Source organism: Litoribacter ruber (assembly GCF_018500185.1).
Lineage (GTDB): Bacteria > Bacteroidota > Bacteroidia > Cytophagales > Cyclobacteriaceae > Litoribacter > Litoribacter ruber.
Genome location: NZ_JAHBGI010000002.1, coordinates 191,853 through 205,404, shown reverse-complemented (window position 1 = coordinate 205,404; position 13,552 = coordinate 191,853). Strand labels below are relative to the sequence as shown.

Here is a 13,552-nt window from a genome sequence, read left to right as displayed (position 1 = left end):
GGATGAGAAAAATAATTTATATAGTTAGTTCAGCATTGCTTCTTTTTTCAACCTCCTGTGAGGAGATAATAGAAGTTAATCCAAAGCAATCCATTGATGCCACAGAGGCTTTGACCAGCCCTGAGGCGATAGAGGCAGCAACTAATTCAGTTTATTCAAGACTGAGGTTAGTTAGTCAATACGGAAGGGATATGGTTGCAATTCCAGAGGTTTTGTCAGACAATTCCATTCCAGCCGGTACAGGTATACGTCTTGTAGGTCAGGCCAACAACCAGGCAGGTGCGCATTTGTCCAATTGGCAATCGGCATATTATGCGATTAATGAAGCCAACCTGATTTTACGGGCATTGAATGAAGTAGACGTAAATGTGGAGTTCAGAAATCGAATAGAAGGTCAAATGAGGTTTTTGATTGGCCTTTATTATCATGATTTGATGAGAGCATATGCCTATGACCCAACAGCAATTATCGAAGCCTCCAATAGAGGAGGAGTGCCCTTGATGACACAAGGTGTAAGGGGAACTGATGAGATAGAGTTAGCTGCAAGAGCATCCATAGAAGAGGTTTACAGTTATATTTACACCAATCTGGAGTCTGCTCAGACTTTACTTCAAGAAACTTCGAATGCACGAGCGCCACATTATGCGACAGTGGGAGCTGCTTCGGCCTTGTTTACCCGAGTTGCCTTGTATAATGGCGATTATGAAAGAGTGATCCAGGAAGCTGAAAATGCCCTATCATCTGGGGTGGGTACATTCCAGTCCAATGAAAACTATATCAGTGCCTGGAGGCAGGAGGTTCATCCAGAGTCCATGTTTGAAGTTGTATTTATGACCAATGAGAATATTGGACAAAATGAGTCATTGAGAGCAACATTCACTACCAGATTCAATGAGACTACCAATACGGCTACATCACAAGGGTTGGCCGTACTCAGTGATGACCTGCTGGCTCAGTATGATGAAGGAGATGTTAGAAGAGAGCTTGTTTGGATGGGCTTGGGTGACAACAGCGACAAGTATGAAATCACCAAGTTTTTCAGCAGAGGCGGCATCAACAACCTGGATAATGTTCCCGTGATCAGAGTTTCAGAAGTTTACCTAAATAGGGCTGAGGCATATGCCATGTTGGGAATGTCAGCTGAAGCAAATGCGGATCTCAATGTAATTCGTGAGCGTGCGGGTTTGGATGAAGTTGAATTAGTTGGAGACGAGCTTTTGGAGGAAATTTTAAGACAAAGAAGGGTAGAGCTCGCATTTGAAGGCCACCGCTCTTTTGATTTAAAACGACTGGGAAGAGATATAGTAAAAGAGTCTGGTGTCATACCATTTGACGATTTCAGAACCTTGGCCAGAATACCTATCCGTGAGGTTGATATCAATCCTAATTTAGAACAGAATCCAGGTTATTAATCCAAAAACTATGATGAAGAAATATATATATCTGATGTTGATGGGCATAATGGCTCTTACAACATCATGTTTTGAAAATTATGAAGAGCGCTATTTGTTTACCGATCAAAGAATTGAGTTTCAGGAAGCAGTAGTTAGAAACAATGCCCCGGGAAGGGATTATCCCTTACTTCCTACCCAGGCCTTAGGTGAGGCAGGCTACCAGGTAAATATGTTTGGTGAGCAGCTGCCTCAACCGGTAAACCTTGAGTTTCGGGTGGATGCTGAAGCTTCCAATGCTATAGAAGGCGTTCATTACACTTTACCAAATGACAACTTCTTTGAAATTGAGGCTAACAGCAGTTTTGGGGAGGTTTTGGTAGAGAGACTTGAGTTTGATGAAGAGGAAGATCAGATTGTCCTCGTACTGGAATTGGTAGGTAACGAGCAGGTTGAAGCCAGTTACAACCATAAGAGAATAGGTGTTGTATTGAATTAAGATTCAATTGACAATTCAGCCCCTGGCTGTTTTTAATGGTCAGGGGTATTTTTATGCATGAATTCTTCCTTAAGGAACGTTGCTGAAACCCTCTAAAACCTAACCACCAATAATTGAAATGAAACAAATATTAGCTTTGACTTATTGCTTCTTAATTTCTGCGCTCTCTATGGGGCAATCCCAATTGCCAGAAAAGGAATTCTATACAGAAGAGAAGCAAAACGCTATTCAAAAGCGAGCCAATCAAATGGAAAGGCTTAACAGTCTTTTGATCCTAAAAAATGATAGCCTGGTTTTTGAAAACTATTACAATGAATTTGAAAAAACCGGATTCAGTAATGTAAAATCTGGTTCAAAAAGCATATTAAATCTACTGATTGGATTAGCTATTGAGAATGGCTATATAGAATCCATAGACCAGCCAATCAAGGATTTTCTCCCCCACCTTTTCCACGATGATCTTGACTCAAGGAAGGAAGAAATTACCATACGGCATCTCATGTTGATGCAAAGTGGTTTGGAACCAACGAGTTTGAGCAATTATGCACCATGGGTGGCAAGTGATGATTGGCTTCAGTTTGCTTTAGACCAAGAGTTGGAGGCGGATCCTGGAACTCTTTATGGCTATAGCACGGGTGATACGCATTTGCTGTCGGCGGCCTTGTCCCATGCTGTTGGGGTACCTTCTGATGAATTTGCCTTAAAGTATCTTTATGAACCTATGGGAATAACTCCAGGAAAATGGTCAAAGGACCCCCAGGGCTATAATGAAGGCGGAAATAACATTCACCTGAGACCTAGAGATTTTGCCAAGATCGGGGTACTGGTCAAAAAAAAGGGAGTTTTTAATGGAAAGCAGATTGTTTCAGAGGAATGGATTGAAGAAAGCATTTCTTTCCAAACAGAACCACAAGGAATCTCACGGCCTTTCGAAATATTGGGATATGGTTATCTTTGGTGGTTGATTGAAGCGGCTGGTTACCCGACTTATTGCGCCATAGGATTTGGAGGCCAATACATGATGACTATTCCAGATCTGGATATGATCATTGTGCTGACCTCCCGGCCAAAAGGAAGCGCGCCTTCCTCGCATTTTGCGTCCATTGCCGATTTAATTGAAAACTATATCATAAAATACAGTGAACCCACATGATAAGTACAAAACAGATTAATACCCTCTTATTAGGAATAGCCGCGGGTCTGTCCCTTCAAAGCTGTCAGCAGCAGGAGGCAGGTCATGCTCAGGCAGAGTTATTGCCCATAGAAAGAGCGATCATTGAAGATCAGGACAGCTTCTTTCATGTTGACTTTGAGAATTACCCGCATAAGGACAGAAAGTTGCCCATTGGAGTATTCGACTCCGGTACTGGTGGTCTTACCATTTTGAACTCACTGCTGGATTTTGATGAACATGATAACATGAGCCGTAAATCCGGTTCGGATCAGGTACCGGATTTTTCCAATGAGAAGTTCATTTATCTGGCCGATCAAGCCAATATGCCTTATGGTAATTATTATGCTGAAAACAAGTCGGATCTGCTGATTGAGCACATTATCAAAGATGCCCAATTTTTACTTTCAGATAAGTATTACCCATCCCAGAACGCCTCAGAATACAGAAGGGATAAGCAGCCTGTAAAGGCTATGGTAATTGCCTGCAATACAGCAACGGCTTACGGAAAGGAAAACATTGAGGCCTTTATCGATAAATCCGGGGTTCCCTTAAAAGTAATCGGCGTGATTGATGCCGGAGCCAAGGGCGCCTTGAGCCATTTTGAGCAAGATGAAGATGGGGCTATTGCCGTATTTGCCACAGTAGGCACCATTGCCTCCAAAGGATATGAAAACACTATTTTGAAAAAAATGGAGGAAATGGGTTTTACTGGTGACATCCAAGTTTATAATCAGGGAGGCCATGGAATTGCCGAGGCAGTAGACGAGGAGCCTGATTATATCAACCGTGACCTGGATAGCCCTCGAGAGGATTACAGAGGTCCATCCTTAGATCATGAGGATTTCAAAATTGACCAGACGCTTATGGACGTCTACAACTTTGATTTTGACCATAATAAGATGTTATGTGATGTCCAAAGCGGTGGGGACTGTGAAGTTCTTCAAATCAACAGTTCTGATAATTATGTCCGGTATCACCTAGTTTCCATGATGGAAAAAATCAGAAAGGCAGAAAACCCCAAACCACTTAAAGTAGTGATGTTGGGCTGTACGCACTATCCCTATTTGACCCAGGAAATCGAGCAAGTCCTTGAAGAATTGCGCAATTATCAGCAAAACGGCGAGTATGTCTATAGAAAGCACATGGCCGATAATATTGCCATCGTTGATCCGGCTATCAATGTCGCTGAAGAATTATATGCTTTTCTGGATGAGCAGGACCTTTTCAATTTGGATGGTGATATGCAAGAAAGCGAGTTTTATATCAGTGTGCCCAATACAGACAATCCAAACGTCAAAGTGGATGATAAAGGAAGATTCCCGTATGACTTCAAATATGGAAGGACAGCCGGGGAGGTTCAGGAATATGTGAAAAGAGTACCATTTAGTAATTCCAACATACCAAGCGAAACATTGGGAAGGCTGGAAAAATCAGTGCCCACAACCTATCAAATAATCACTGAGTTCAATAAAAATAGCGATAAAACTTCCGAGTTGGCTAAAGAGGAAAGGATCCAATGAGAAAGATTTTAAAGACATTTATGGCAGTTTCTGCCCTTGTTATCTCAGGAGAGGTGATAGGACAGGATCTAGATATATTAATAAAAGGTGCCAAAGTCTATGATGGCACCAATAGCCCTGGGAAAGTTAAAGATGTGGGGGTCAGGGACGGTCAGATCGTATTTGTTGGAAAGGCAAAAGCTGGTTTTGCCGCTTCAAGAGAGATAGAAGCCGAAGGGATGATTTTGGCTCCTGGCTTTATTGATCCCCATACCCATGTGGAAGGGGACCTCAGCCACCCGGATCGCAGGAGCAATTTGGCCTACCTCATGCAGGGAGTCACTACGGTGATAGGAGGCAACGATGGCAGTGGACCATTTCCAATCGGAGAAAAGCTAGACGAATGGGAAAAAAACGGTATAGGGACCAATGCGGGCCTCTTTGTAGGACACGGCACCGTCCGACGGTTGGTATTGGGCAATAAGGATGTGGCTCCAGATGAAAATCAATTGGAGGAAATGAAATCTCTGGTAGCAAAGGGTATGGAGGAAGGAGCCTTGGGACTTTCCACGGGTCTTTTTTACAGTCCGGGTAGCTTCGCAGAAAAAAGTGAAGTGGTGGCACTTGCAAAAGTAGCCCACCAACATGGGGGAATCTATGATACCCATATGCGTGATGAAAGCAGCTATTCTATTGGTCTCCTAAGCTCTGTTGAGGAGACCTTGGAAATAGGACGAGAATCCGGGATTCCCATCCACTTTTCCCATCTCAAAGCTCTTGGAGCCGATGTATGGGGAATGAGTGATGAAGTAATCAGAAAGATCGAAGAGGCCCAGGACGCTGGCATGGAGGTGACTGCTAATCAATATCCCTATGAAGCCAGCAGAACCAGCCTGATTGCGGCGGTGGTCCCACGATGGGCCGAAGACGGGGGATATGAGGCCCTGTTAGAAAGGCTCCAGGACCCCAATCTACTCGATACTCTTTCGGAAGGAATGACGGAAAACATCAGAAGAAGGGGAGGTCCCTCCTCTCTTATTTTAAGTGATTCAAAAATGCCTGAAATAGACGGCAAATCCTTGGAGAAAATGGCTGCAGAGTGGCAAATGGAACCTTGGGAAGCAGTCTTCAAAATCCTAAAAGAATCATCTGCGGTTCGTGTTGTTTCATTTAACATGCAAGAGGAAGATATTGTAAACTTTATGAGGCAGCCTTGGATGATGACGGGGTCAGATGGTGTGGTGGCACATCCGCGCAAGTATGGCTCCTTTACCAAAAAACTTGTGGAATACACCTTGGAAAAAAATGTTATCCCATTGGAGTTTGCTATTCACAGCTCGTCCGGTTTGACGGCAGAGACCTTGGGAATAAAAGATAGGGGATTTGTCAAGGAAGGCTATTATGCCGATTTGATACTTTTCAGGTTAGATGAACTGGAAAACAATGCGGATTACGACAACCCAAGTGCCTTGTCAGGCGGAATGCAATACGTTATGGTTAATGGAAAATTGGCCATTGATGAAGGGGAATACACGGGTGAACTAGCCGGGAAGGCCATAAAAAAATAATTTAAATGCGGGTTCTCTACCCGCTTTTTTTATGTCCTATTTGTTAAAAGAGCTTAATAACTCCTTGTTAATAGTTTCTATCCAAAAAACTTAAAAACTGACATATATCATTTTTAATATCAGTAGGTTAGGGTTAAATTTACGAAAGAATTAAAGCCTACAACCATGACCACATTAAGCAAAAAAAATGGAGGATTTTGGCCCAAGATGGTCCAGGATTTCTTCGGTTCCGAGAACCCATTTACCTGGGAAGACAAGTTTTGGAATATCGATCAAAACATCGAAGTGCCTTCCACCAATGTGTTGGAAGATGAGCAGAACTTCAAGCTTGAAATCGCTGCGCCCGGATTTGAAAAGGGAGATTTCAAGATTGACATTGATGAAGGTGTACTGACGATCAGTGCGGAAAAAGAGCATTCCTCGGATGAGACTAATGATAAGTACAGAAAGAAAGAGTTTTCTTACTCCAGCATCAGCAGGTCATTCAGACTGCCTGAAACTGTAGAGCAGGAGAGAATTGATGCCAAATACGACAACGGGATTCTGAAGGTAAATCTGCCTAAAAAAGAACCTTCAGCACCTAAGAACACCAAAAGAATTGAAATTAGTTAGGTTATAATGACTGGGCGGCCGAGTTAGGTCGCCTTTTTTGCTTTCAGGACTCTATACAACTCAATAAGCTGCTCCTCAATTTCTTCCCTTTCCCGTTGATTTTTGTCCAATTGCTTCTTGAGGTTTTTGATTTGAAAGGTGGGTTTAATGGTCAGAATCCTGTAGAAAAAATTGGCAAATATGAGCCCCTGCCTCGCTTTCATAAGAATACCCCGCAATTTATAACCTCTTGCAATCTGGGTCAAGCGGGCAATTTTAATCAGCCGTATAGATCTTACAAATGCAATGAAGGGAAGCAAGATTATCACAACATCTATCCAGTTGCGCTTCACGTAATCAAGGCGCTCGTTAGACACTGAAAACATGAGGATAAATTCAAAAGCGAAAGCCATCCATATAAATGCCTGCACCATGTCTAAAAGAAATGTTAGATCGGTTTCCAAAAATGTGGATACCTCATCATAAAATTTCCACTCCACAATAAGCACAGGCAGAATTAGAAGAGCGATAAATATCATGGGCAGTGAGAATTTCCTTTTAAGCAGTTTGAGCAAACCCTCGTTGCTTTGGCTCCAACCGAAAAAGGGGACCCATACCAGTTCGATGTTTTGGATGTGCCTTGATACCATCCTTAAAGGCGGAAACGCCAGTGCAAAAATCCTGAAAATAAACTCCCCAGTTGCGATTTTCTGGTTATGTTTTCTAGCCAAAAATAATATCAACCCAAAGTCCAATAAATAAACAAACCAGATAGACCAGTATATAGCAGCAGTTTTAGCTTGAAAAACAGCTATGAAAAGATTTTCTTCATCATGCGAAATGGAGTTTAGAATGGCTGCTGAAATCATCAGCATCAATACACTGATATAGAAAAAATAAGGGGTTACTTTTGTGTCATACCTCGAAAGGGGATTGTCCACAGGGCTTTCCATGTTTTTAAAAATCCGTAAATCCCGGCTAGTATGACTTTCCAACAATATGGGGTATTCTTGAGAAAAGTTACCTAAAGGGTCTAGTGCTTTCTCCCTATTAACCAAAGCCTCGAGTTGCTTGAGCAAATAGGGATTATCGCAATTTTGGATTTTCTCAATCAATTTACCTTTACTACCATTCTCCATCATATCTGCAAATATAAATATGTTGGTCTAAAAGTAATGGGAGAAGAGCTGGGTTAAGTTTTTTTCACGACTCATGGCTTCCTTAATAAGTTGAAAAAACTCTACATGTATACAGTACCAGGGTCTGAATTTTTTAGTAAACCCTTTGGTGGATTTTTCATTGTGAAAGTGAAACCTCGTAATAAAATCCGAAGAAAAGCCGGGGTAAAGCTTTTTTGAGGTAAAAGAGTAAAGCACGTAAACGGTATACATACTTGAAAAATTTAAGTTTAAAAAAGAAAAGGCTTTCTGTTAAGAAAGCCTTTGTAGCGAGGAGCAGAATCGAACTGCCGACCTCAGGGTTATGAATCCTGCGCTCTAACCATCTGAGCTACCTCGCCATTAATTTTTATTTCAATATTAAACAATTCGATACGTGAATCGAACTGCCGTCCGCCGCGGCGGATATGAATCCTGCGCTCTAACCATCTGAGCTACCTAGACATTAAGTGAAATTTTTACTTAAAAGTAAATAAATTAATTATTTTTTAAGTAAATTATGTTTCTATCATTTAGAAACCTATTTTTAGACCGCCTGAGAGTTTGTTTGCTCTCAATTGGGACTGCAAATATGGAGGCTTTCCAATATAAATGCAAGTGCTAGTGCATAAAAATATGAGATTTTTATTCAATGATTAATGTTGTGATATGGTAAAGTATAAGTTTGTTTCTGACTATCAGGTGAATACTTCCAAAAAGGTTATTTTCCCTTATTTAAGCTCTGCTAGCGGACTTAATCAATGGTTTGCTGACAATGTCACCATCAACGAGGACAAGAGTTATATATTCACATATGATGGTGAAGAACACTACGCCAAAATGGTAGGCCTGAGATCTAATCACAGCGTGAAATTTGAATTTTTTGATCCTGCAATGCCCGATGAGGACGACAAAAGTTACCTGGAATTCCGATTGGATGAAAATGAATTGACCCAGACGCTATTTTTAAGGGTGGTGGACTATAGTAACGGTTATGACGAAGAGGAACAGGAATCCATTTGGGACAGCCTTATCCATAACCTGAAGGAGATAATAGGAGGATAATTTAACATCAATTATCTTTTTTGCCATAATATTGTGACCTTTGCAGCGTCATAATCAGGAAAGGAGCGCTCAAGCACTTCATGAAAAAACTAGATAAATTAATACTTGGGTCTTTCATCGGCCCTTTTCTCCTTACATTTATAGTAGTAGACTTTATCCTACTTATTGTGAATATGCTCAAATATTTTGATGAGATATTCGGAAAGGGATTGAGTTTTAGTATTTATATGGAGCTGATCAGCTACTTCGTGATCAGTATTAGTCCTATGGCCTTGCCGCTGGCGGTGTTGCTTTCTGCCCTGATGACATTTGGCAACTTGGGAGAGCATTTTGAATTGACTGCTATCAAAAGTAGTGGCATCTCCCTATTGAGGGCTCTTTTGCCTATTGGGATATTTGTGGTGATCCTTACGTTTTTTGCTTACCTGTCAAACAATTACCTAGTCCCCCGGGTAAACCTCAAAACTTTCAGTTTATTGTATGATATCCGCATGAAGTCTCCTGCATTGGACATTCAGGAGGGGGTTTTCTATAATGGCATTCCTAATTACAGTATTAAGGTAAATAGAAAGCTGGATGATGTCACCCTGAAAGATATCATCATTTACGACCATTCATCGGGCCAAGGCAACACAAGTATTACCATGGCGGATTCGGGAAGAATGGAACCTTTTTTCAATGACCGCTACATGAAGCTGACCCTTTTCCATGGCAACAGTTATCAGGAGAGTGGTAGCCATAGAGGGATTAAGGAAAAACCGGTGGATTTTAGCAGGACCAGCTTTAACCAGAATGAAATGGTTTTCAGTTTGGATGCCTTTAACCTTAATCGGACTACAGATGACCAATGGTCCAATAACCGGAGTATTAAGAACATCAGGGAAATCCGGTTTGATTTAGACTCTATGGGGCGGGATCTGAATTCTTTCCATTATTACAACTACATTAATACGGAGTCCAATTATTCCTATTTCACCAAAAACAGGAAGCTTACTGCCCCGCGTGATATTTTGGCCAAAAAGGAACGTGCGGATTCCATACGAAACGAACGCTGGAAGCAAAAGCTAATCGAAGAAGCTAAACAGGTCGATAGTGTCGCTTTGGCCGAAGGTGACTCCACTTCCCTCGAAGAGGTGGACCTCAATATCCCAATTGACCATGTTGAACTCTTTTACCAAGAACAGGATTTTGAGGAATTTGAAGATGACGAGGAATACTTGGAAGGTATGCCCGACTCTTTGGCAGCCGTTGATACATTGGAGGCAATCCGGAGAGGGGAGACTGCCGCAAATCAGCCAGATACCACTACAGCGGCAACTGCAGATACGGTGGCCCCTGAAACAGAGGAAGAAGTTGCTTCAGAAATTTTAGTCCAGCAGCCCGTTTGGCTTAGTTTTTCTGAAAAGAAGATTGCTGACTTGGATTCCCTCTTTGAAAATTCGAAAACCAATGTCAGAGGAGCGTCCATTGCCTTGAATTCGGCTAGAACGATGAAGAACCAATTCAATATTCAAAAGACTAAAATCGATAATCTGGAGCGGGAATTCAGAAGATTTGAAATTGCTTGGTACCAAAAATATACGCAGGCATTTGCTTGTATAGTCATGTTTATGATAGGAGCTCCTTTAGGAGCAATTATTAAAAAGGGCGGATTGGGAATGCCGGTACTTTTCTCCATCATTTTCTTTATCATTTTCTATATGCTGACCATTACGGGGGAAAAATGGGCCAAGGAAGGGATTGTGGATCCTTTGATAGGTACTTGGTTTGCCAACCTTTGTCTTATACCTGTGGGTTTCTTTTTCTTGAAGCAGGCAAGAAAAGATGCCAGGTTATTTGAAGCTGAACTCTATCAGAAGCTATTTAGTAAGATAAAGGGGCTCTGGGGTCGTTTTGGGCGTAAAAGATCAAAATAAGTTTTTATTGTTAGAAATAAAACCGCTATCTTTGTAGCTGTTTTAAAAAATTATCATTATCTAATTAACTAAGCATGTATTTAACATCAGAGAAAAAAACAGAGTTGTTTAAAAATCATGGTAGGTTAAAATCTGATAAAGACACTGGTTCTCCTGAGTCTCAGATCGCTTTATTCACATTCAGAATCAAGCACTTAACTGACCACCTTAAAACCAACAAAAAAGATCACTCTTCAAGATTGGGTCTTTTGAAACTGGTAGGTAAGCGCAGAAGTCTTTTGAATTATCTTTACAAAAATGATATCGAAAGATACAGAGCTGTACTTGCAGACTTAGGATTACGTAAATAAAAAACATGACTGTAAGGTTCTTCCTAGGGAGAACCTTACTTTTTTGATTCTACTACCCCCAGCTATTAAACCTTACTTTTAAAACTATCTTAAGTTATTCTTAACAAAATTGTATGTTACCAAACGTCATTTCAAAGTCCATCAAGTTAGAGGACGGAAGAGAAATTATTATTGAAACTGGTGCCTTAGCCAAGCAAGCCGATGGGGCTGTGGTGGTAAGGATGGGAAATGCCATGCTATTAGCCACTGTTGTTTCTAAAAAAGAAGCTGCTGAAGGGGTTGATTTCCTACCCATGTCAGTGGATTACCAAGAGAAATTTGCCGCATCAGGTAAAATCCCAGGAGGTTTCCTAAAAAGAGAAGGGAGACTTTCCGACTATGAAATTCTAATCAGCCGTATCGTAGATAGAGCTATCCGCCCTATTTTCCCGGATGACTATCATGCTGACACCCAAATCGCCATCACTTTGATGTCAGGCGATGCAGATGTGCTTCCGGATGCACTTGCGGGCTTGGCGGCTTCTGCGGCTCTTGCCGTATCCGACATTCCTTTCAATGGCCCCATTTCAGAAGTAAGGGTTGCCAAAATTGATGGCAATCTTATCATCAACCCCACTCCAACCCAATTGCAGTCAGCTTCAATGGAGTTGATCGTTGCTGGTTCTATGGAGTACATCCTTATGGTGGAAGGTGAAGGCGACGAGATCTCAGAAGACGAGATGGTAGAAGCGCTTCAATTTGCCCATGAGGAGATCAAAAGACACTGCCAGGTTCAGAAAGAACTTGAAGCTGCAGTGGGTAAAGAAACCAAAAGGGAGTATTCTCACGAAAAAGAAGACCAGCCTTTATTTGATAAAATGAAGACTGAGCTCTACGATAAAATCTACGAAGTGGTAGGTCGCCAATTGGCTAACAAATCACAAAGAGGTGAATTGATCAAAGCCATCAAAACTGAGTTCGTTGAATCATTAGGTGAAGAGCATGAGTATGAGGCCAGCCTTATCGGTCCATATTTCAGCAAGATCCACAAGGAGGCGGCTCGAAACCTTACTTTGAATGAAAAGAAAAGACTTGACGGAAGACAGACTGACGAAATCCGTCCGATCTGGTCTGTAGTTGATTACTTGCCATCTGCCCACGGTTCGGCTGTTTTCACCAGAGGGGAAACCCAATCTGTAACCACTTGTACCTTGGGAACCAAGATGGATGAGCAGATGATCGATGGAGCTACCATTTCGGGTTACAACAAATTCTTTTTACACTATAATTTCCCAGGATTCTCCACAGGTGAAGTAAAGCCAAACAGAGGACCGGGAAGAAGAGAAGTTGGACATGGTAACTTGGCCATGAGAGCTTTGAAAAAAGTATTGCCTCCTGAGGAAGAAAATCCTTATACTATCAGAATCGTTTCTGACATCTTGGAATCCAACGGTTCGTCATCCATGGCCACAGTTTGTGCTGGTTCCTTGGCCCTGATGGACGCAGGCATCAAGATCAAAGCTCCTGTGACGGGTATTGCTATGGGGATGATTTCCGATGCAAAAACCGGGAAATACAGCATCCTTTCTGATATCCTCGGTGATGAGGATCACTTGGGTGACATGGATTTCAAAGTAACCGGTACTGAAAAAGGTATCACGGCTTGCCAGATGGATCTGAAAGTGGAAGGCTTAGACTACAATGTTTTGAAAGAAGCTTTGTACCAAGCTAAAGAAGGTAGACTCCACATTTTGAGAGAGATCAGCAAGACTCTTGATGCCCCTAAAGCGGAACTTAAGCCGCACACACCAAGATCTTACAACATGATGATTCCTAAGGAATTGATCGGTGCAGTGATCGGGCCAGGTGGTAAAGTAATCCAAGAAATCCAAAAGGACACCGGTGCTACAATTGTAATAGAAGAAGTGGATAATGCAGGCAAAATCAATGTTTTCTCTAATAATGAGGATTCCATGAATGCTGCCATCAGCCGAATCAAAGGGATTGTTGCTCAGCCAGAGATAGGGGAGACCTATACGGGTAAAGTTAAAAATATTATGCCATTTGGGGCGTTTGTAGAATTCATGCCAGGCAAAGATGGCCTGTTGCATATTTCTGAAATCAAGTGGGAAAGACTGGAAAACATGGAAGGCGTGCTAGAGCCAGGTGAAGAGATCATGGTCAAATTGATTGACGTAGATAAGAAAACCGGCAAATTCAAGCTTTCCAGAAAGGCTCTATTACCTAAACCAGAAAAGCAGGAGAAAAAAGATTAAAATAATCTGAAACCATTTTAGTATTTTGAACTTATTTTCAATATACATCTGTTATTACACCAGTCTTTACAAAACAAACGAAATTGA

12 protein-coding genes and 1 tRNA gene are annotated in these 13,552 nt (G+C 41.6%); 10 read left to right on the top strand and 3 right to left on the bottom strand.

The window, feature by feature from the left end; translation table 11 throughout:
* Window positions 1–2 precede the first annotated feature (2 nt).
* From KIH41_RS03240 to KIH41_RS03215, 6 genes are all read left to right on the top strand, one after another.
* The gene (locus KIH41_RS03240; protein ID WP_213945407.1) at window positions 3–1,412 is read left to right on the top strand and encodes a RagB/SusD family nutrient uptake outer membrane protein; all 1,410 of its coding nucleotides are present in this window, start codon (window positions 3–5) and stop codon (window positions 1,410–1,412) included.
* Window positions 1,413–1,422: 10 nt separating this feature from the next.
* A complete protein-coding gene (locus KIH41_RS03235; RefSeq protein ID WP_213945408.1) occupies window positions 1,423–1,890 on the top strand; it encodes a DUF4843 domain-containing protein in 468 nt (155 codons plus the stop codon).
* A gap of 118 nt (window positions 1,891–2,008) precedes the next feature.
* Window positions 2,009–3,043, top strand: a complete 1,035-nt coding sequence (locus KIH41_RS03230; protein WP_214161486.1) for a serine hydrolase domain-containing protein — start codon at window positions 2,009–2,011, stop codon at window positions 3,041–3,043.
* The gene (locus tag KIH41_RS03225; protein WP_214161485.1) at window positions 3,040–4,584 is read left to right on the top strand and encodes a glutamate racemase; all 1,545 of its coding nucleotides are present in this window, start codon (window positions 3,040–3,042) and stop codon (window positions 4,582–4,584) included. The genes KIH41_RS03230 and KIH41_RS03225 overlap by 4 nt, the downstream gene beginning before the upstream one ends.
* Complete coding sequence (locus KIH41_RS03220) at window positions 4,581–6,131, top strand: N-acyl-D-amino-acid deacylase family protein (RefSeq protein ID WP_213945411.1); 1,551 nt, start codon at window positions 4,581–4,583, stop codon at window positions 6,129–6,131. Before KIH41_RS03225 ends, KIH41_RS03220 begins: the two co-directional genes overlap by 4 nt.
* Before the next feature lie 165 nt (window positions 6,132–6,296).
* On the top strand, window positions 6,297–6,743 hold the full coding sequence (locus KIH41_RS03215) for an Hsp20/alpha crystallin family protein (protein ID WP_246535371.1): 447 nt from the start codon (window positions 6,297–6,299) through the stop codon (window positions 6,741–6,743).
* 23 nt (window positions 6,744–6,766) lie between these two features.
* Here the strand turns inward: KIH41_RS03215 and KIH41_RS03210 are convergent, their stop codons facing one another.
* From KIH41_RS03210 to KIH41_RS03200, 3 genes are all read right to left on the bottom strand, one after another.
* Window positions 6,767–7,864, bottom strand: a complete 1,098-nt coding sequence (locus KIH41_RS03210; protein ID WP_214161484.1) for a hypothetical protein — start codon at window positions 7,862–7,864, stop codon at window positions 6,767–6,769.
* A 24-nt stretch (window positions 7,865–7,888) separates the two neighbouring features.
* Window positions 7,889–8,113, bottom strand: coding sequence for a GIY-YIG nuclease family protein (locus KIH41_RS03205; RefSeq protein ID WP_214161483.1), 225 nt, complete (start codon window positions 8,111–8,113; stop codon window positions 7,889–7,891).
* A 54-nt stretch (window positions 8,114–8,167) separates the two neighbouring features.
* Window positions 8,168–8,241, bottom strand: a tRNA-Met gene (locus tag KIH41_RS03200).
* Window positions 8,242–8,548: 307 nt separating this feature from the next.
* Here KIH41_RS03200 and KIH41_RS03195 point away from each other — a divergent pair.
* The 4 genes from KIH41_RS03195 (at window position 8,549) to pnp (ending at window position 13,465) form a co-directional block, all read left to right on the top strand.
* Window positions 8,549–8,944, top strand: coding sequence for an START-like domain-containing protein (locus KIH41_RS03195; protein WP_213945414.1), 396 nt, complete (start codon window positions 8,549–8,551; stop codon window positions 8,942–8,944).
* 80 nt (window positions 8,945–9,024) lie between these two features.
* Window positions 9,025–10,860: an LptF/LptG family permease gene (locus KIH41_RS03190; protein ID WP_214161482.1), complete on the top strand. Its 1,836-nt coding sequence runs from the start codon at window positions 9,025–9,027 to the stop codon at window positions 10,858–10,860.
* Between the two features lie 74 nt (window positions 10,861–10,934).
* Window positions 10,935–11,210, top strand: a complete 276-nt coding sequence (gene rpsO, locus KIH41_RS03185) for a 30S ribosomal protein S15 (protein WP_213945416.1) — start codon at window positions 10,935–10,937, stop codon at window positions 11,208–11,210.
* 113 nt (window positions 11,211–11,323) lie between these two features.
* Window positions 11,324–13,465 (top strand): polyribonucleotide nucleotidyltransferase, encoded by a 2,142-nt coding sequence (gene pnp, locus KIH41_RS03180; RefSeq protein WP_214161481.1) that lies wholly within the window; start codon window positions 11,324–11,326, stop codon window positions 13,463–13,465.
* The last annotated feature ends 87 nt before the right edge of the window (window positions 13,466–13,552 follow it).

What these genes read in the sequence shown, in the direction of transcription:
- KIH41_RS03240 (WP_213945407.1), top strand. Translation starts at nt 3, where the DNA reads ATGAGAAAAATAATTTATATAGTTAGTTCAGCATTGCTTCTTTTTTCA.
- KIH41_RS03235 (WP_213945408.1), top strand. Translation starts at nt 1,423, where the DNA reads ATGATGAAGAAATATATATATCTGATGTTGATGGGCATAATGGCTCTT.
- KIH41_RS03230 (WP_214161486.1), top strand. Translation starts at nt 2,009, where the DNA reads ATGAAACAAATATTAGCTTTGACTTATTGCTTCTTAATTTCTGCGCTC.
- KIH41_RS03225 (WP_214161485.1), top strand. Translation starts at nt 3,040, where the DNA reads ATGATAAGTACAAAACAGATTAATACCCTCTTATTAGGAATAGCCGCG.
- KIH41_RS03220 (WP_213945411.1), top strand. Translation starts at nt 4,581, where the DNA reads ATGAGAAAGATTTTAAAGACATTTATGGCAGTTTCTGCCCTTGTTATC.
- KIH41_RS03215 (WP_246535371.1), top strand. Translation starts at nt 6,297, where the DNA reads ATGACCACATTAAGCAAAAAAAATGGAGGATTTTGGCCCAAGATGGTC.
- KIH41_RS03210 (WP_214161484.1), bottom strand. Translation starts at nt 7,864, where the DNA reads ATGATGGAGAATGGTAGTAAAGGTAAATTGATTGAGAAAATCCAAAAT.
- KIH41_RS03205 (WP_214161483.1), bottom strand. Translation starts at nt 8,113, where the DNA reads ATGTATACCGTTTACGTGCTTTACTCTTTTACCTCAAAAAAGCTTTAC.
- KIH41_RS03195 (WP_213945414.1), top strand. Translation starts at nt 8,549, where the DNA reads ATGGTAAAGTATAAGTTTGTTTCTGACTATCAGGTGAATACTTCCAAA.
- KIH41_RS03190 (WP_214161482.1), top strand. Translation starts at nt 9,025, where the DNA reads ATGAAAAAACTAGATAAATTAATACTTGGGTCTTTCATCGGCCCTTTT.
- rpsO (WP_213945416.1), top strand. Translation starts at nt 10,935, where the DNA reads ATGTATTTAACATCAGAGAAAAAAACAGAGTTGTTTAAAAATCATGGT.
- pnp (WP_214161481.1), top strand. Translation starts at nt 11,324, where the DNA reads ATGTTACCAAACGTCATTTCAAAGTCCATCAAGTTAGAGGACGGAAGA.